The sequence below is a fragment of the Synechococcus sp. CS-1329 genome (genome assembly GCF_025128055.1).
Taxonomy (GTDB): domain Bacteria; phylum Cyanobacteriota; class Cyanobacteriia; order PCC-6307; family Cyanobiaceae; genus Regnicoccus_A.
On sequence record NZ_JAHLYS010000014.1, the window covers coordinates 1 to 16,217 of the forward strand.

Annotated in this window: 20 protein-coding genes; 3 read left to right on the plus strand and 17 right to left on the minus strand. The window is 68.8% G+C overall.

Annotated elements, in window-relative coordinates; translation table 11 throughout:
* The coding region (locus KQ304_RS02020; protein ID WP_259735453.1) for a hypothetical protein at positions 1-190 on the minus strand (190 nt) is incomplete at its 3' end.
* A gap of 33 nt (positions 191-223) precedes the next feature.
* Positions 224-985, minus strand: a complete 762-nt coding sequence (locus KQ304_RS02025) for a peptidase (RefSeq protein ID WP_259735454.1) — start codon at positions 983-985, stop codon at positions 224-226.
* Between the two features lie 30 nt (positions 986-1,015).
* Between KQ304_RS02025 and KQ304_RS02030 the strand changes: the two genes are divergently transcribed.
* Positions 1,016-1,345, plus strand: a complete 330-nt coding sequence (locus KQ304_RS02030; protein ID WP_259735455.1) for a hypothetical protein — start codon at positions 1,016-1,018, stop codon at positions 1,343-1,345.
* A gap of 22 nt (positions 1,346-1,367) precedes the next feature.
* On the opposite strand, the gene KQ304_RS02035 is transcribed toward KQ304_RS02030, so the two are convergent.
* A complete protein-coding gene (locus KQ304_RS02035) occupies positions 1,368-2,543 on the minus strand; it encodes an MFS transporter (RefSeq protein WP_259735456.1) in 1,176 nt (391 codons plus the stop codon).
* A gap of 41 nt (positions 2,544-2,584) precedes the next feature.
* On the opposite strand from KQ304_RS02035, the gene KQ304_RS02040 reads away from it, so the two are divergent.
* Positions 2,585-4,198, plus strand: coding sequence for an alpha/beta fold hydrolase (locus KQ304_RS02040; RefSeq protein ID WP_259735457.1), 1,614 nt, complete (start codon positions 2,585-2,587; stop codon positions 4,196-4,198).
* 12 nt (positions 4,199-4,210) lie between these two features.
* Here the strand turns inward: KQ304_RS02040 and KQ304_RS02045 are convergent, their stop codons facing one another.
* The 14 genes from KQ304_RS02045 to KQ304_RS02110 form a co-directional block, all read right to left on the minus strand.
* A complete protein-coding gene (locus KQ304_RS02045; protein WP_259735458.1) occupies positions 4,211-5,230 on the minus strand; it encodes an ABC transporter permease in 1,020 nt (339 codons plus the stop codon).
* Positions 5,227-6,771, minus strand: a complete 1,545-nt coding sequence (locus KQ304_RS02050; protein WP_259735513.1) for an ABC transporter substrate-binding protein — start codon at positions 6,769-6,771, stop codon at positions 5,227-5,229. The genes KQ304_RS02045 and KQ304_RS02050 overlap by 4 nt, the downstream gene beginning before the upstream one ends.
* Positions 6,772-6,860: 89 nt before the next feature.
* Positions 6,861-7,133, minus strand: a complete 273-nt coding sequence (locus KQ304_RS02055) for a hypothetical protein (protein WP_259735459.1) — start codon at positions 7,131-7,133, stop codon at positions 6,861-6,863.
* 298 nt (positions 7,134-7,431) lie between these two features.
* Entirely contained in the window at positions 7,432-8,736 is a 1,305-nt protein-coding gene (locus KQ304_RS02060; protein WP_259735460.1) for a homoserine dehydrogenase, read from the minus strand.
* A 34-nt stretch (positions 8,737-8,770) separates the two neighbouring features.
* Positions 8,771-9,190, minus strand: coding sequence for a SufE family protein (locus tag KQ304_RS02065; protein ID WP_259735461.1), 420 nt, complete (start codon positions 9,188-9,190; stop codon positions 8,771-8,773).
* 42 nt (positions 9,191-9,232) lie between these two features.
* Complete coding sequence (locus tag KQ304_RS02070; RefSeq protein WP_259735462.1) at positions 9,233-9,751, minus strand: hypothetical protein; 519 nt, start codon at positions 9,749-9,751, stop codon at positions 9,233-9,235.
* Positions 9,752-9,802: 51 nt separating this feature from the next.
* Positions 9,803-10,036, minus strand: a complete 234-nt coding sequence (locus KQ304_RS02075; RefSeq protein WP_259735463.1) for a hypothetical protein — start codon at positions 10,034-10,036, stop codon at positions 9,803-9,805.
* Positions 10,037-10,071: 35 nt separating this feature from the next.
* Complete coding sequence (locus KQ304_RS02080) at positions 10,072-10,677, minus strand: 5-formyltetrahydrofolate cyclo-ligase (protein WP_259735464.1); 606 nt, start codon at positions 10,675-10,677, stop codon at positions 10,072-10,074.
* On the minus strand, positions 10,677-11,138 hold the full coding sequence (gene ruvC, locus KQ304_RS02085; protein ID WP_259735465.1) for a crossover junction endodeoxyribonuclease RuvC: 462 nt from the start codon (positions 11,136-11,138) through the stop codon (positions 10,677-10,679). Before ruvC ends, KQ304_RS02080 begins: the two co-directional genes overlap by 1 nt.
* A gap of 4 nt (positions 11,139-11,142) precedes the next feature.
* A complete protein-coding gene (gene bchI / locus KQ304_RS02090; RefSeq protein WP_259735466.1) occupies positions 11,143-12,228 on the minus strand; it encodes a magnesium chelatase ATPase subunit I in 1,086 nt (361 codons plus the stop codon).
* Entirely contained in the window at positions 12,225-13,700 is a 1,476-nt protein-coding gene (locus KQ304_RS02095) for a DUF3370 domain-containing protein (RefSeq protein WP_259735467.1), read from the minus strand. The genes bchI and KQ304_RS02095 overlap by 4 nt, the downstream gene beginning before the upstream one ends.
* Before the next feature lie 5 nt (positions 13,701-13,705).
* On the minus strand, positions 13,706-14,794 hold the full coding sequence (locus KQ304_RS02100) for a serine hydrolase (RefSeq protein ID WP_259735468.1): 1,089 nt from the start codon (positions 14,792-14,794) through the stop codon (positions 13,706-13,708).
* Positions 14,795-14,827: 33 nt separating this feature from the next.
* Entirely contained in the window at positions 14,828-15,634 is an 807-nt protein-coding gene (locus KQ304_RS02105; protein ID WP_259735469.1) for an RNA methyltransferase, read from the minus strand.
* The gene (locus KQ304_RS02110) at positions 15,631-16,029 is read right to left on the minus strand and encodes a cytochrome c (protein WP_259735470.1); all 399 of its coding nucleotides are present in this window, start codon (positions 16,027-16,029) and stop codon (positions 15,631-15,633) included. Before KQ304_RS02110 ends, KQ304_RS02105 begins: the two co-directional genes overlap by 4 nt.
* 73 nt (positions 16,030-16,102) lie before the next feature.
* On the opposite strand from KQ304_RS02110, the gene petG reads away from it, so the two are divergent.
* On the plus strand, positions 16,103-16,216 hold the full coding sequence (gene petG / locus KQ304_RS02115) for a cytochrome b6-f complex subunit V (RefSeq protein WP_259735471.1): 114 nt from the start codon (positions 16,103-16,105) through the stop codon (positions 16,214-16,216).
* The last annotated feature ends 1 nt before the right edge of the window (position 16,217 follow it).

A 16,217-nucleotide genomic window follows, 5' to 3' on the forward strand; every position in this document is an offset into this window, starting at 1 on the left:
CAATGTCTTGCAGAGAGGCCAACGATGCCGAAATCGGGCAGTTTGCGGCTCTGATAGCCGCCGATCCGTCTTTTTGAGCCGGAAATCCACTGATGCCTGTGGAAAACTGGCTCGTGGGCTCGTTTTTCAGCAAACTCTTAAAGCGCAAATCTCGAGGACGGGACACTTGGATGTCCACATCGGCCAGCATCCAATCTTGCTGCCCAGAGCATGTAGCGAAGGATCAGGAAGCCTCGCCTCCTGGGTGGATCGGTTCCTCCCACTCGAGCACTGGAAGTCCTCGGAAGGCTTGGCGCACGCCTGCACTCCAGCCGGTGCTCAGAGCGGAGAAGTAGGGGTCGCCGTCGTGGAAGCGGCGTCTGTGGTGAATCGCCAGGCTGCCGCGCTCATAACAGATCAGGTCGATCGGCATGCCCACCGAAAGATTGCTGCGCATGGTGGAATCGAAGGACACCAGCACGCACTTGGTGGCATCGGCCATTGTTGTGGTCGGGGTGATCACACGGTCGATGATGGGCTTGCCGTATTTCGCCTCGCCGGTCTGCAGGAATGGGGTGTCCTCGCTCGCTTCGATGAAGTTGCCTTCGGCGTAGATGCGGAACAGCCGTGGGGCTTCTCCTTTGATCTGGCCGCCGAGGATGAAGGAGGCGTTGAAGGTCAGCGCACTGCCCTCCAGGGAGGGGGCATCGCGATGTTCGATCTCGCGCATGGCATCCGACACCAGCAGGGCCACGTCGAACAGTGTCTGGGCGGTCCACAGGGTCGCGGGTGCGTCGTTGCGGCTGGCCCGTTGCTTCAGCAGGCTCACCACCGCCTGGGTGCCGGCCAGGCTGCCGGAACTGAGCAGAACGATCACCCGATCACTGGGCTGCTCGAAGGTGGTCATCTTGCAGAACCTGGCGAAATCATCGACACCGGCGTTGGTGCGTGAATCGGAGGCCATCACCAGTCCCTCCTGCAGCAGCATGCCCACGCAGTAGGTCACGGCCGGCTCATCCCTTGGGCGGCTCCATTGTTGCGGCGCGCCCGCCGCTGCGTCTGTGCCGGCAACGCCCCCGGTCAGGGGGGACAATGGCATCAGCTGCAGTGGCCGGTGATGCCCTCATCCCAGACGTCCCCCGCTAATGACCCTGAAGCGGCCATCGATCCGGCCGCTCCCGCCGATCACCCCCACAATTTCGAGGTCCAGAAGGAACTGCACCAGCGGATCCGCAACGACCCCGACTACGACGACTGGGAATACGGCACTGAGCCGCTGCCCCATGAGTCGGAAGCCTGGATCCGTGCCCAGAAGGCCAGGACCCAGGTCAACGATCAGGTCAACGACCAGGTCGAGGAGCCCTGAGGGCTCCCCACGCTCACGGGGATCAGAGCCTTGGTTGGATCTGCCGCTGAGCGGCATGGGGATGGAAGCGGCTCAGCTCCCCCACCAGCAGCAATCCCAGCAGGCTCAGCAGCGTCATCAGCAGCCAGAGGCCGGCCCCGTGCTTCTGGTTCTCCAGCAACCAGCCGCCCACCAGGGGTGCCACGAAGGAGCTGATGGCGAAGCACTGGGAAAACAGGGCCAGGGCCATCCCCTGATGGGACGCCGGGGTGACCTCGATCACCGCTTCGCTGGCGGTGGGCAGGAAGGCCGCCGCTGCTGCCGCCAGGGGCAGCTGGGCCAGCACCAGCAGGGGCAGGCTCTGCCAGCCCAGGGCGGAGAGGGCCAGCAGCAGGCTGCCGAGGGCGAAGCCCAGCAGGCTCCAGCCCAGACCGAAGGCCACCGGCCGCTGCGCCAGCCAGCGCCCCAGGGGCCACTGCAGCAGCAGCAGCAAGCTGAGCTGCAGGCCCAGCAGCAGGGCCCCGATGCTCTCGCTCAGCGGCGCCCGCTCCAGCCCGCCCCGCACCAGATCCAGTGGCAGGGCGCTCTGCAGCAGCGACAGCATCGCTGTGGCCAGCAGGGTCACCCCCAGCAGGGGCAGCAGTGGTTTCACCCATTGGCGCCAGGGAAGCCGGCGCTCCAGCTGGCTGGCGGCCACCGCCATGGGCAGGGGTGAGCGCAGCAGCAGGCTGATCACCACCAGCATGCAGGCGATGTCGAGCAGATAGATGCCCCGCAGGTGCCGGCTGCTGGCCAGCAGGGCTCCCAGGAGCACCCCCAGGGCTGCACCCAGAGCATCTCCGGTGCGCACCAGGGCATAGGCGCGGCTGCTGGGCAGGGGTGGCGCACTCAGGGGCACCGCCAGCTCGATCGCCGGCCAGTAGATCCCCATCGCCAGTCCCAGCAGCACCTGCCCCAGCACATAGGCGGCGAAGGTGTCGGCGCTGAACAGCCGGCTGTCGGCCACCACCGAGATCAGTGCCGCCAGCAGCACCGGCCGGGTGGTGCTGAGGCCATGGTCGAGCCACCAGCCGCTCAGCAGCCGCCCGACAGTGCCGGCCAGGGCCGCGGCGGCCAGCCCCTGACCCACCGCCAGGGCCGAGAACTGCGCCTGATGGAACACCACCGGAGTGAGATAGAGGATCCCGCCGGCCCCGAAGCTGCCCACCAGGCGGATCACGGTCAGTTCGCGCAGCGGCGCGGGAAACTGGAGCCACCAGATTGGTTGGCTTGCTCCTGCCTGCGGCTCTGTCACAACACGTTCGTCGGGGGCTGGCACTGCTGGCCAGTCTGCTGCTGGGCACGGCGTCGCCGCTGCTGCTGCTGGCCACAGCCCGGGCGGCCGACCGCCTTGATGTGCGGCTCGATGGCCTCTCGCTGCCCATCGACCTGCACCAGCTCGAGGCCTGGAGCCTCGATCCGACGGGCAGCCGCAATGAACTGGGGATCTGGCTTGAGCTGCTCGACAGCAGCAGCCGCGAGGATCTGTTGAGCCTGCTGCGATCCCCCCTGCTGCCCGATCGCGGTTTCGCCCTGCAGCTGCTGCAGAGTTGGGCGGGCCGTCAGGTGCTCGAGGCGGTGGGGGAACTGTTCGCCGGTGGCAAGCCCGGCAGTGGCGTGCTGCTGCTCACCACCCTGCGCGAGCGCCTGCAGCGGCCCGAACCGATCCGGTTCGTGGACCTGCTGCAGGCGGTGCCCACGCCCCAGCTCACCCTTGATCTCGATGGTCTGCTGCAGCTCGCGGCCCTCTGGCGGCGGCAGCTGGAGGAGCAGACGCTGGCGCTGAAGCAGTTGCGGGACCTGCCGCTGCGCCTCCTCCGCCAGGAGTCGGAGACCGGTGCAAGGCTGGCGGCGATTCAGCCCGACCCCAGGCCCAGGGCCATCGCCCTGACGGTGGCCCACAGGCCAGTGCCGCTGGAGCTGGAGCTCTGGCCCGCCGTCGCACCCCGCCAGCGCTCCTGGGTGCTGCTGATGCCGGGACTCGGGGGCAGCAGCGCCCAGCTGGGCTGGTTGGCCCGGGGCCTGGCCGCCCGGGGCTGGCCGGTGCTGATGATCGAGCACCCAGGCAGCAACGAGGCGGCGGTGCGCCAGATGCTCGATGGCCAGCGCCCCCCGCCGGGGGCTGAAACCCTGCCCGACCGCCTGGCTGATGTGGAGGCGGTGCTGGCGGCGGAGCGACAGGGACAGATCCCTGGACTGGGCGACTCCGTGGTGCTGATGGGCCACTCCCTGGGAGGGCTTTCGGCCCTGTTGGCCAGCGGCCTGCGCCCGGCTCCGGGCCTGACCCGCCGCTGCGAGCGGGCCCTGGATGTGATCCCGCTGATCAACATCTCCAGGCTGCTGCAGTGCCAGCTCCAGGAGGTGCCCCTGCCGGAGCAGGCGAGCGCTCGGCCCGGAACGTTGGCGGCCGTGGTGAGCTTCAATGGCTTCGGCAGCTTGCTCTGGCCTGGCCGGGGTCTGGAACGCCTCAAGGCACCCCTGCTGATCACCGGTGGCGGGTTGGATCTGGTCACCCCGCCGGTGAGCGAACAGCTGGCGCTGTTTCTGCAGCACCCCGATCCCCGCAGCCGCCTGGTGATGGTGGAGGGCGGCAGCCATTTTTCCGTGGTGCGCGTCAAGGAGCAGGAGCAGGCCCTCTGGCGGCTCGGCGATGGCCTGGTGGGGGTGGAGCCGGTGCGGGTTCAGGAGTTGCTGCTCAGCCTCACCTCCGATTTCCTCTCGTCGGTGGACGCCGCCATTCCCATGGCCCCGCAGCGGCGCAGCCGTGATGGCGTCACGGCCTACGTGCTCGATGGCGCCAGTGCCCGGCGTTGGCGCCGCCGCATCGGCCCCTGAAGAAGGCGCCGCTCAGAAGCGGATGCGTGGATCCAGCACCGCCACCAGCATGTCCACCGTCACGCTCACCAGCACCACCAGGGCCGCCACCACCACGACGATGCCCTGCACCAGGGGGTAGTCGCGCTGGCCGATGGCCTCCTGCAGCCGGAAGGCGATGCCGGGCCAGGAGTAGGTGACCTCGATCAGCAGGGCGCCACCGATCAGCGAAGCCACGGTGATGCCGGTGATCGTGAGCACGGGCAACAGGGCATTGGGCAGGGCATGGCGCAGCACCACCCGGGTTTCGCTGAGGCCACGGCTGCGGGCCGCCTCCACGTAGTCGGAGCGCAGCACCCGCCGCAGGTTGAGGCGCAGGGCGTTGGCGAAGATACCGCTGAGGAGCAGGCCGAGGGTGGAGGCGGGCAGCACCAGGTGCCGCAGGCTGCCGGCCAGCTGCTGGAGATTGGCGGCGCGCAGGCTGTCGAGCAGGTAGAAGCCGCTGCCGCTGGGCGGCATCAAAGTGGCGGGGAAGCGCCCGCCCACCGGAAACCAGCCCAGCCAGACGGCAAAGATCAGCTGGATCACCATCGCCGCCCAGAAGGGCGGCAGGGCGTAGGTGCCGATGCCGTAGAGGCGTCCGGCCAGGTCGAGCTTGCCCTCGGGGCGGGCGATGCCGCTGAAGCCTACCGCCAGCCCCAGCACCGCCGCGATCAGCAGCGCGCACAGCCCCAGCTCCAGGCTGGCCGGCAGGCTCTGGCGGATCACCTCCAGCACCGGGGTCTGGTTGGTGAGCGATTCGCCCAGATTTCCCCTGAGCAGATCGGCGAGAAAGTGGCCGTACTGGGCCAGCAGGGGCTGGTCGAGCCCCAGCTGCTGGCGCAGGGCCTGCCGGGCCGCCTCCGGCGCCCGGATGCCCAGCAGGGCGTCGATGGGATCCCCCGGGGCCAGCCGCAGCAGCAGAAACACCAGGGTGGCGATCAACCAGAGCATCACTGGGGCGAGCAGCAGCCGGCTGCCCAGATAGCCCAGCAGCTGACGGCGACGGCTCATGGCCCTGGCCTTGCCGCGGACGGCCGCTGCTGCAGCTGGCTGAGCACCACGCGCCCGGAGCCATCGAACACCGGGGTGTTCAACCCGGTCTGGGCCCAGGCCCGCGGCGCCACCAGCCAGACCGGGATGTAGGGAGCGGCGGCGGCGGTCTCCCGTTGCAGGCGTTGCAGCAGCTCAATTCGCTCCTGTCCCTGCAGGCTCTGGCTGAGGAGCAGCTCCTCGTTCAGACCGGGGCGGGTCCAGAAGCTGCCGCTGGCGGCACTGGGTCCCTCCAGGCAGCGCTGGCCCTCGGCCTTGTCGCAGCCCAGCAGCGGCTGCAGATAGTTGTCGGCGTCGGGGAAATCGCCCATCCACTCCAGCAGGATCGAGGCGAAGGCCCCTTCGCTGAGCTGACGGTAGGCCGTGGTGGATTCCATCCCGCTCACCTCCAGCACGATGCAGTCGCCGAGATCCCGGCGCAGCTGTTCCTTCCAGATCAGGGCGAAGAGCTTGTCGGCGGGAATGTTGGAGCGGAAGGTGAAGGGCAGAGTCAGCCTCTTGCCCCGGCAGTAGCCGGCCTGCTCGAACAGCCGCCGGGCTTCCACCGGGTCGAAGGCGGGCCAGGCCGTGGGCTCGGCGCCGCTCAGGCTGGGGGGCACCAGATCCCGCAGCGGTGGCCGCAGGCCGTGGGTCACCCGCTGGCTGATCAGCTCGTGATCGAGGCTGTGGGCAATGGCACGCCGCACCACCGGGTTCTTCAGGGGCGGCTGGTCGCTGAGCAGGGTCAGGTAGCCGATCTCCAGGGCCGGACCCACCCCTTCGAGCAGGCGCCCCCGCTGGGCGTCCTGGTGTAGGGAGAGCTGCTGGTCGCCCTCCAGACTGGTGGAGAGCAGCACATCCACCTCGCCGCTGCGCAGGGCCCCGTAGAGGGCGGTGGAGTTGCTGAGGTTGACCAGATCCAGCCCGCTGTTGGCAGGAGGCTCTCCCCAGTAGTCCTTGAAGGGCTCCAGACGCTGCTGCTGGTCGGCGAAGAAGGTGAGCCTGTAGGGGCCTGTGCCCACGAAGCGATCATTGAGGAAGCGCTTGTCGTGGCTGCGGTAGGCGGTGGGGGAGAGGGGCGTGAGACTGACGGCGCTCAGCAGCTGGGGCAGGGCGGTGAAGGGGCGCCGCAGCTTCAGCTCCAGTTCATGGCTGCCGCTGGCGCGCACCGCAACGATCCGGTCCCCCAGCAGGTAGCTGAGCTTGCCGATCGCCAGAAAGCGCTCCAGGGTGAACACCATGGCGGCGGCATCAAAGGGGGTGCCGTCGTGGAAGCGCACCCCCTGCCGCAGTGGTACCCAGGCGGTGAGCCGATCCGGGCTCATCCGCGGCAAAGCCGTGGCCAGACGGGGCTGCAGCTCGCCCCTGGCATCGATGGCATAGAGCGGATCACCGAGGGCGCTGATCAGCTGCAGGGCCCCGAAGTTGTAGGTGGCAGCCGGGTCCACCGAGTCGATCCGGGTGCGGCTGCCCACCACCAACCTCCCACTGGGCCGCTGGGGCTGGCATCCCAGCAGCAGCATCAGCAGGGCGGCCAGCAGGGAGAGCGAGCGCAACCCCTTCAAGGCAGGCAAAGCGTGCAGGATGCTCCTGGGTGCTCAATGGCGCCCATTCAAGACCGCGACGGGCAGCTCTGGGCCTGGGGCAGGTGCTGAAGTTGCACCTGGCGGATTGACACCTCGAACACCGGAGAGCCGTGCCGGGCCAGGGGCCAGCGCCGCACCCAGCAGCGGTCGCGGGGAGCATCCACACCGATCACCTGATACACGCTGGACTGGGCTGCTTCACCGATGGTCCAGGTGGACGCCGAGAGACCGTCCGGGGGACCGGCGCTGAGGGCCACATCAGTGCTGAGGTGAACGCAGTCACCCTGATGGAGGGTCATGGCGGTCGCGGAGTGACGGGGCGAACGGCTGCCCGGATCAGGGCTGTCAGGGAAGGCGGTCAGGGCTTGGATACCGGGAAGCGATCAAGGGGGTTGAGGCCAGGGGCCTGAATGGACTCAGGGTTTCGCAGGGATCGCTCAGCTGGCGTTCAGGCTGGACAACAGCTGGACACAGGTGAGGGCATCAGCATCCGCAGGGCCTGGCGGATTGATTCCATTTTGGCCCTGCCCTGCCCCTGCCCGTCAACCGCTGCGGCATGAGCACTCGTTCTGGCCATCAGCAGCTCTGCTGATGGCCTCAGAGGGTGCGCAGGCAGGCCGCCACACTCTGGACCTCTGACAGGGCCTGAATCGCGGCGAGGGCGGCCTGGAACCGGGCCTCCTCCACCTCGTGGGTGATCACCACGATTTCGGCCTGGCCACCGCTGGCCTCCAGCTGCACGATCGACTGGATCGAGACTTCTTCCAGACCGAAGCAGCTGCCGATGCGGCCGATCACCCCGGCCTGGTCGCTGGTCTGCAGGCGCACGTAGTTGCGGTGGCTGGTGCGGGAGCTCTCCACCAGACGGCAGCGGCGCCAGCGGCTGGCGGCCAGCAGCGGATCGAGCCCGCCGCCTGTGCCGCCCATCTGACGGATGCCGGCGATGTTGAGAATGTCGGCCACCACGGCCGAGGCGGTGGGACCGGCCCCTGCGCCAGGGCCGTAGAACATCACCCGCCCCACGGGATCTCCCTCCACCAAAATGGCGTTGTTGACGCCATTGACCACCGCCAGGGGATGGTCCGTGGGCACCAAGGTGGGATGGACGCGCACATCAAGGCATTCGCTGCCATCGGCGGCAGTGCCCAGGTGCTGGGCCACCGCCAGCAGCTTCACACGGTAGCCCAGCTGGCTGGCATAGCTCACATCCCGCGCCTGCAGGTCACTGATGCCGGCGGTGGGAATCAACGCTCGCTCCACCGAGCCGCCGAAGGCCAGGCCGGCCAGGATCGCGATCTTGTCGGCCGCGTCATCGCCTTCCACATCGGCGGCGGGGTCGGCCTCGGCGTACCCCAGCGTCTGGGCTTCCGCCAGCACCGCGGCGTAGGCGGCCCCCTCATCCGTCATGCGGCTGAGGATGTAGTTGGTGGTGCCGTTGATGATGCCGCTCACCCGCTGGATGCGGTTGCCGCCCAGGGATTGCTTGAGGGGCTCAATGATGGGAATGCCGCCACCCACCGCCGCTTCGATCAGCACATAAACCCCCTGACGGGCCGCGGCATCGGCGATCTCCTCCCCATGGCGGGCGATCACGGCCTTGTTGGCCGTCACCACCGATTTGCCGGCGGCAATGGCCGCGAGGATGAGGGTCCGGGCCGGCTCCAGCCCGCCCATCACCTCCACCACGATGTCTACCGTGGGGTCGTTGACCACCTCGGCCGGGTCGGTGCTGAGCAATGCGGGGGCCAGGGTCACGGGGCGGGGCCGGCTGAGATCGCGGACGGCGACACGCCGCAGCTCCAGCTCCGCCACCAATGGATGCCGGCCGTGCGGGGAGGTGAGGATCTCGGCCACACCGGCTCCCACCGTGCCCAGACCGAGCAAGCCGATGCCGATGGTCATGCCGAATGCGCCGCGAAACCGATGATCCTAGAAATCATTCCGCCGTCAGGCCCCTGGCCTGGGCCTGCATCATCTTGAGGATGTTCAGAAAGCCATTGGCGCGCGATGGGGTGAGACTGCCCTGAAGGCCGGTTTCAGCCAGAAAACCGGGATCCAGACCTGCCGCCTGGCTGGGTGCCAGGCCCTCGAGGCCGGCGATCAGCAGGGCCAGCAGCCCCTTGGTGATCTGGGCGTCGGAATCTCCCCTCCAGTGCAGCTTGCCGTCGACCAACTGGCCCACCACGTACACCTGGGAAACACAGCCCTTGACCTTGAACACCTCCTGACGGAATTCGTCGGGGAGGGGTTCGAGTTTCTTGGCCAGCCAGAGCACGTACTCGTAGCGGCGCTTGGGGTCACTGGTGCCCCGCAGACGCTCCACGATCGCGTCGAGGCTGTCGCTGCCGGTGCTCATCAATGGGCCAGGGCGGAAGTGGCCCCAGTGTGGCGCTTGGCTTCAGCCGCGGCGGCGCTGCACCGCCAGACCACCCACCAGAGCGCCCAGGCCGGTGATTCCGCCGATCAGCAGCAGGGAGCCCCGTTGCCGGACTGAGAAGAGCGAGGGATTCTGGATCCGATCGGCACTGCTGACGCGATCCAGCTGGGCCTGGCCCGCCTGGGTGGGCACCTCAAGAAAATCGCGGTGCCCCGGGCCTGCATCCACCTGCAATTCCCAGTCGCCATTGGCGCCTTTGGGCATGCTGAAGCTGAGACGACCCTCGTCGCTCATCTGACCGACTTCCACGGGCTGGCCCCCATCGGGGGGCACCAGCCGCACCATGGCGCCCTTCACGGGTTCGCCATTGGAGAAGTGGCTTTCGAGCATCAGTCCCTCGCGCAGGGATTCGAGCCGATCCAGGCTCGATTCGATCGCATGGGCCTCAACCCGGCCTGGAGCCGCAGCCATGCCCACCACTGCAGCCAGGGCGGGCAGGGCGAGGAAGCTGAGGAAACGGGGAAAGCGGGATGTCGTCATCGGCAAGGCGTGGTCGCGTCCGAAGGGGCAGATCCGAAAGCTAAGGCGCAATCAGGAGGCTGACCAGCGGTTGCCGGCGGCCTGACCCTTGCCGGCCTGAACCATCCGCACCATCGAGCTGACCATCATCGAGAGGGCTTCGCTGGGCTGGGAGCGGTGGCCCAGCTCTGCGGCCATCACCCGCTCGGGCACCGTGCCGGCTCCGATGGCACCGGCGCCGACGCGCCGGGCGGGTGATGGGCGGGACTGATCGAAGCTGATGTCCAAGGAAACAGGGGCTCGCACCCGCTGATCCTGGCAAAAGATCGGCACCAGGGCCGTCAAAGCCAGGGCCTCTCAACAGGTTGCAACCATTTGATCCCCTCCTCGCTGAGCCAGCCGTCGAAGGGAACGTCCCATGGATCCTGCGGCAGCTGCTCCACGGCGCAGGCGGCGGGGGCCACGATCAGCGCCGGCACCGAGCGCCAGGCGGGATCGGCCCGCAGCCGGTCGAACCAGCCACCGCCATAGCCGAGCCGCAGAGCACGACGGTCACAGGCGAGGGCCGGCACCAGCAGCAGGCCAAGGCTTTCGGCCGGCAACGGAATGCTCGCCGCCGCTGGCGCCGGCACCCCTGCCGCATCGGACCGGAGCGGGTCGCCGGGCTGCCAGGCCTCGTAGCCGAGCCTCCGCTCTCCTGCCATCACTCGGATGGCCGGCAGGGCCAGCCGGCCTGGAAGTGCTGCGGCCAGCTCCCGCAGATCGGGCTCCCCGGCCAGGGGCCAGTAGAGCCCCAGCCGCTGGTCGGCCCCGATCAGCCCTGGCACCCCAGCGCGGGCCTGCTCCAGCAGCCGCCTCTGCTGCTCCTCGGGCTGCTGGGCGCGCCGCTGGCGGAAGTGCTGCCTCCAGAGGGGCTTGGGGTCGCTCAGCCCCGGTGCTCCCGTCATCAGCGCTGAAACCAGGCCGTGATGGCGGCGGCGAGGGCATCGGCGGCGTCATCGGGGCGGGGGGGGGTCTCCAGGTCCAGTTCACGCATCACGGCGTCGAGCACGTCGTTCTTGTCGGCATGGCCGGATCCCGTGAGGGCCAGTTTGATCTGCATCGGCGGAAACTCCACCACCGGCACCCGCAGGCGGGCCAGGGTCATCATCACCACCCCCCGGGCCTGCACCACCGAAATGGTGGTGCTGGAGCGATAGAAGAAGAATTTCTCGACGCAGGCCAGCTCAGGACTCCAGCGGCGCACCAGCCAGCGCAGGTCGCGGGCGATCTCCACCAGCCGTTCCCCCTCCGGAGTGCCGGCTTCGGTGCGGATCATTCCGCAATCCAGCAGGCGCTGGGGCGGACCGGTCTCGATCAGGCCATAGCCGACACGGGCCAGGCCTGGATCGATGCCGAGGATGCGCAAGGCCTCAGGCCGCCAGGGCCAGCTGGAAGGCGTCGCGGGCGGTGTCGGCCATCTCGAAGATCTTGCAGAACACCTTGATCACCCGATCACCGGAATCGATCTGCTCCAGCGGATCCTTGCGCAGCCGGTGGCGCAGGCAGCAGGCCACCACCCGCGCCACGTCGTCGTCGTTCACTTCGGTGCGGCCTTCGAAGGCGGCCAGGGCTCGGGCTGCCCGGTTGGTGACGATGTCGCCGCGCAGGCCGTCCACATTGAGCTCACCGCAGACCGCCGAGATGCGGATGCGCAGATCGGGGTCGATCAGCACCTGGGGCAGCCGCTGCTGGGCCTCCACCACCCGCTCCTGCAGCGCCTCCTGGGCACCCAGATGGTGGCTGTTGAAGCCTTCTGGATCGCTGTCATAGCCCGTGCGCTGATCCACCACCTGCACCCGCAGCTCGGGATCGCGCACCGTGCGCACCTCCACGCTCATGCCGAAGCGATCCAGCAGCTGGGGCCGCAGTTCCCCTTCCTCGGGGTTGCCCGAGCCGATCAGCACGAAACGGGCCGGGTGGCGCACCGACACGCCCTCGCGCTCCACCGTGTTCCAGCCGGAGGCGGCTGAATCCAGCAACACGTCCACCAGGTGGTCGTCGAGCAGGTTCACCTCATCGACGTAGAGCAGACCACGGTTGGCCTTGGCCAGCAGACCCGGCTCGAAAGCCCTCACGCCCTCGCTCAGGGCTTTTTCGATGTCGATGGTGCCGCAGAGGCGGTCTTCGGTGGCCCCCAGGGGCAGGTCCACCATCGGCACCTGGCGCGGCTCCACCGGCAGCGTTTCGCCACTTTCTGCCCGCTGGCGCACCTCCACGCTCTGCAGGTCGGGGTCGCTGGGGGAGCTGTTGTAAGGGTCGCCGGCCACCACCTCGATCTCCGGCAGCAGGTCGGCGAGGGCACGGATCGTGGTGCTCTTGCCCGTGCCCCGATCGCCCATGATCATCACTCCGCCGATGCGGGGATCGATCACGTTCAGGAGCAGGGCGAGCTTCATCTCCTCCTGGCCGACGATGGCGGTGAAGGGGAAGGCCCTGCGTTGGCGGGTCTGACTCACGGACGGGTTGCCGGCACGGATTCGGATTGTTTCACAGCTGGTTGGCCCAGCGCCGGGGCTGGCAGCAGGGTCAGCACCTGGGGAGGCGTGGCATCGGCGGGGTAGATCAGCCGCACCCTCACCTGCCGCTGCTGGCCAGGGGCCAGGCTGATGCGTCCAAGACTGGGGCCCTTCTCACCCTGGCGCTGCACCAGGTGGAACCAGCGCCGGCCGGCGGGACGGCCGGCCGTTCCATCCAGCCCGCTCACCTCCACCGTGCCGCGGAACACCACGGCACGAGGGGGGTTGAGGTTGAAGAGGAGCCCCCCCTCCGGCCTGTCGGTCTTGCGCGGAGATTCCAGGGCCAGATCCAGGGCCACCGGGGCCTTGGTGTCATTCACCAGGGGCAGCGTCAGGTCGTACTCGACGCCGTAGTTGCCGTGGGCGGCCCAGGCGGTGCCGGGGTAGAAGGCCTCGAGCTCGGCGGTCTGCACCTGGCCAGTGCCCAGGCTGCCCCGCTCCAGCGAGGCGATCGGCCACGACACCGGTGCACTGCGCACGGAGAGCACCTTGCTGCCGGGGTCACTGAGCTTCGCGCTCCAGCGGCTGCCGTTCTGCACCCCGCTCACCCGCGAATAGATGATGCCGCCGCTCTGCCCTCTGGGGGTGGGCAGATGCTCCTTGGAGCTGAGCCCGGCGCGCAGCAGCCGATTCCAGACCTCCGGCTCCGGTGGCCGCTCGCCGCCGAAGGCGGCCAGGGTGGCCAGATGAACGGGGCCGTCACTCTCCAGCCGCAGTTGCAGGTTGCGGCCGTTGAGCAGGGGATCGAGTCCCTTCACGGGAATCGGCAGCGCCAGCAGGGTGGTGAGCTGTCCCGGGGCCAGGCTCCACTGCTGGGGAATTCCGACGCCCCGGCGGTTCTGCAGCAATTCGGCCGCCACCCGTGAGCCGGGGCCGGCGAACACGGAGCTGCCGTCGTGGGTCATCAGCGGCGGCAGCGGCAGGAAGGGAGCCGCCGGCTGGCCAGGATCGCTCGACTGGGAGAGGGCCGTGGACCCCCCCAGCACCCGCAGCCGCACGGGTTTGCCGTTCACAGGAGCAGCCACCACCCCCAGCCAGAGCACGGAGTCGAGGGTTTCCGGCCGGCCGGCGTAGACGTGGTGGCTGAACAGCTCGAAGCGCCCCTGCAGGGGAACGTTCAGGTGGGCCTCAGGCCTGGAGAACGGTTGCCCCGCAAGGGTCCCACCACCGTTGAAGGTGGAGAGCAGGATGCCGGGCTCGATGATCAGCTCGGGGTTGTTGTCATTGACCACCAGCACCTGATCAAGCCCACCGCTGAGGGGACGCACCTGCTGGGTTCTCAGCGTGGTGGTGGGAGCTGCTGCTGGCGTTGCAGCTGGGGCTGGAGTGGAAGCTGGGGCCGCTGCGGGGGCTTTGGCCTGGGCCACGCCGGCGCTGAGCAGGAGGCCGGCGGCCAGGGTCAGGAGTGGCATCAACGTCAGCGTGGTTGGGGAGAGGGATCGCTGCGACCCACGAGGGTCTGGCTCACGGCGGCGGCCATGGCCCGGATCAGATCGGTGGAGCGGGGGTCGTTGAACGGGCCTTGGACCATGAACCCTGCCACGGCCCGCTTGCCGTTGGGAAGTTCGATCAGGCCTGCATCGGAGTAGGCGATGCCGATGTCGCCGGTTTTGTTGAGCACAGTCAGGCCCCGGGCCATCAGCTCGCTGTCCGGGTCGCTGGAGTTGCCCCCCAGGCCCTTGAGCAGCCCCGCCGGCAGCAGGGTGTTGGTGCGGGAGGTGGCCATGATCGTGCGGAAATGGTCGCGCGCCCGGGGACTGAGCTTTTCGCCGGTATCCACCAGGGCGATGGAGCGGGCCAGGTCGCGGGGGCTGGTGGTGTTGGTGCCCTCGAGATCGGGCAGCCAGTTGTTGACCACCGTGGCGGGCAGGCCCAGGGCCTGGAAATGGGCATTGGTGGCGGCCTTGCCACCGAGACGTTTGATCAGCAGGTTGGTGGCGCTGTTGTCGCTCACCCGGATCATCTCGGTGGCGGCCTCGTAGAAGGGGAAGCGGGTGCCCAGAGGTCGGCTGGCCATCCAGCCAGCCCCACCGCCCATCACCTCCTTGGTGAGAGGCAGCGGTTCGTTCCAGCGCAATTTGCCGGAATCCAGGTCGTCGAGAGCGGCCAGCAGGATTGGGGTCTTGATCGAGCTGGCGGCCGGCAGGGGCGTGTCGGGGTTGAGCTGGGCGTAGCGGCCGTCATCCAGCACCAGCAGGAAGCCACCCACCTTGAGGTCCTTCTGCTGGGCGGCGAGGGCCTTCCAGCGCTGGCTGAGCTTGGTGAGCTCCACCCTCGGCTCGAAGCGGCCCAGGGCCAGGCCTCCCTTGGGGGTGGGCACCGGTGAGCTGGCGCTGCTGGCCTTGGGGGCTTCCATCGCCCCCTGGGCCAGCTTCGGCGCCAGTTGTTTCAAGGCGGTGCCGGTGAGCACCCCGAGGCCGAGGCCCATCACCACCAGGCGCAGGACGAGGGCGAAGGGCTGAAACCAGCCGGGGGATCCGGAACGGGGGGAGCGACCCGTAGGCACGATGCAGCCGGGGGCGACGGAGATGGCTGGACCTTAGGGGGTTCTCCGCTGGCTGGCCCAGCGCAGCTGACGGACCATGCCCCGGACCAGGGCCACTTCCTCGGAGCTGATCTGGGCCCGCTGCAGCAGGGCCCGCAGCTTGGCCATGCGGGCATGGGCCGTGTGAGGGAGAAGAAACCCCACCTCCAGCAGCAATTCCTCGGCATCGGCGAGGGCGGCCTCCAGCCGCTCCCGGGGGGCGGGCTCGGGGCCGGCCACCGCCGCCGGATCGCTGCTTCGGCCTGGCGCGCCCGCTTGCCGGCAGCGACGCAGCTCGTGCAGGCTGACCGCCACCGCATGGGAGAGGTTGAGGGAGGGGTATCCGGCATCGGTGCCGATCCGCAGAATGCGGCCGGCCTGGAGCAGCTCATCGGTGCTCAGACCCCGGTCCTCCCGCCCGAACACCAGCGCCGGAGCACTGGCTTGATCGCCTGGATTGGGCCTGGCCTGCTGCTCCAGCAGCCAGGGGATGGCTTCGGAAGGGCCTTCGATGGGCAGGGCCTGCGAGTCGACCCGTCCACTGGCCGCCACCACCCGGGTGCGGTCGGCGAGGGCTGCCGCCAGATCCGGATAGAGCCGTGCTCCTTCCAGCACGGCTCCGGCGTGGACGGCCATGCGCCGCGCCTCCTCACCGAGGTGATCGCAGCGGGGAGCCACCAGCCGCAGGTCGTGAAGATCGAAATTGGCGCAGAGCCTGGCCACACTGCCCACATTGAGGGGGCCGGCGGGCTCCACCAGCACCAGGGCCAGGGGTTGTTCCCGCCTGGTTTCGTCTGTGCCGGAGGGCGTGCCGCCGCTCACTCCAGGCTGCGGAGATGGGCCAGCAGGTCGGCCATGGCCTGGGGTTCAGGCTGGAAGCGCGGCATCGGTGGAGTGCGGCCGCTCACCACCTGGCGGATCAGCTGACGATCGTTGCGGCGTTGGCTCACCCCCTGCAGGCTGGGCCCCACCAGCCCCTGGGCGGCGATGCCATGACAGCCGGCGCAGTTCATCCGGAACAGGCGTCCACCGGTTTCGAGCGAGCCCGTGAGTTCCAGGGTGCGCCGGGTGTATGGGTCGCTGCGGGCCGCTGGCAGGACAAACAGCAACAGCAGGATGCAACCGACAGCAGCCAGCAGCACCAGGGCGGTGATCAGGCCCCGGCGCTGCACCGGCGCCGGGGTGGCCTCCAGGAGGGTGGAAGGATCGCCGGTCACGGATCACTCGGAAGACCCACACAGCCTGCCTTGGCCGTGGGAGAATTGCGTCAGGCACAACTTCCGGCTCCCGATGATCGAACCCCTTCTCTGCGGCATCGTTCTGGGTCTGATCCCGATCACGATCATGGGTCTGTTCGTCGCGGCCTGGAACCAGTACCGCCGTGGCAGTGCCCTGGGCGGCTGAG

Coding starts and splice junctions, on each gene's coding strand:
- petG (WP_259735471.1), top strand. CDS start 16,103: ATGATCGAACCCCTTCTCTGCGGCATCGTTCTGGGTCTGATCCCGATC.
- KQ304_RS02065 (WP_259735461.1), bottom strand. CDS start 9,190: ATGAGCACCGGCAGCGACAGCCTCGACGCGATCGTGGAGCGTCTGCGG.
- KQ304_RS02055 (WP_259735459.1), bottom strand. CDS start 7,133: ATGACCCTCCATCAGGGTGACTGCGTTCACCTCAGCACTGATGTGGCC.
- KQ304_RS02070 (WP_259735462.1), bottom strand. CDS start 9,751: ATGACGACATCCCGCTTTCCCCGTTTCCTCAGCTTCCTCGCCCTGCCC.
- KQ304_RS02060 (WP_259735460.1), bottom strand. CDS start 8,736: ATGACCATCGGCATCGGCTTGCTCGGTCTGGGCACGGTGGGAGCCGGT.
- KQ304_RS02050 (WP_259735513.1), bottom strand. CDS start 6,771: ATGCTGCTGCTGGGATGCCAGCCCCAGCGGCCCAGTGGGAGGTTGGTG.
- KQ304_RS02095 (WP_259735467.1), bottom strand. CDS start 13,700: ATGCCACTCCTGACCCTGGCCGCCGGCCTCCTGCTCAGCGCCGGCGTG.
- KQ304_RS02045 (WP_259735458.1), bottom strand. CDS start 5,230: ATGAGCCGTCGCCGTCAGCTGCTGGGCTATCTGGGCAGCCGGCTGCTG.
- KQ304_RS02080 (WP_259735464.1), bottom strand. CDS start 10,677: ATGACGGGAGCACCGGGGCTGAGCGACCCCAAGCCCCTCTGGAGGCAG.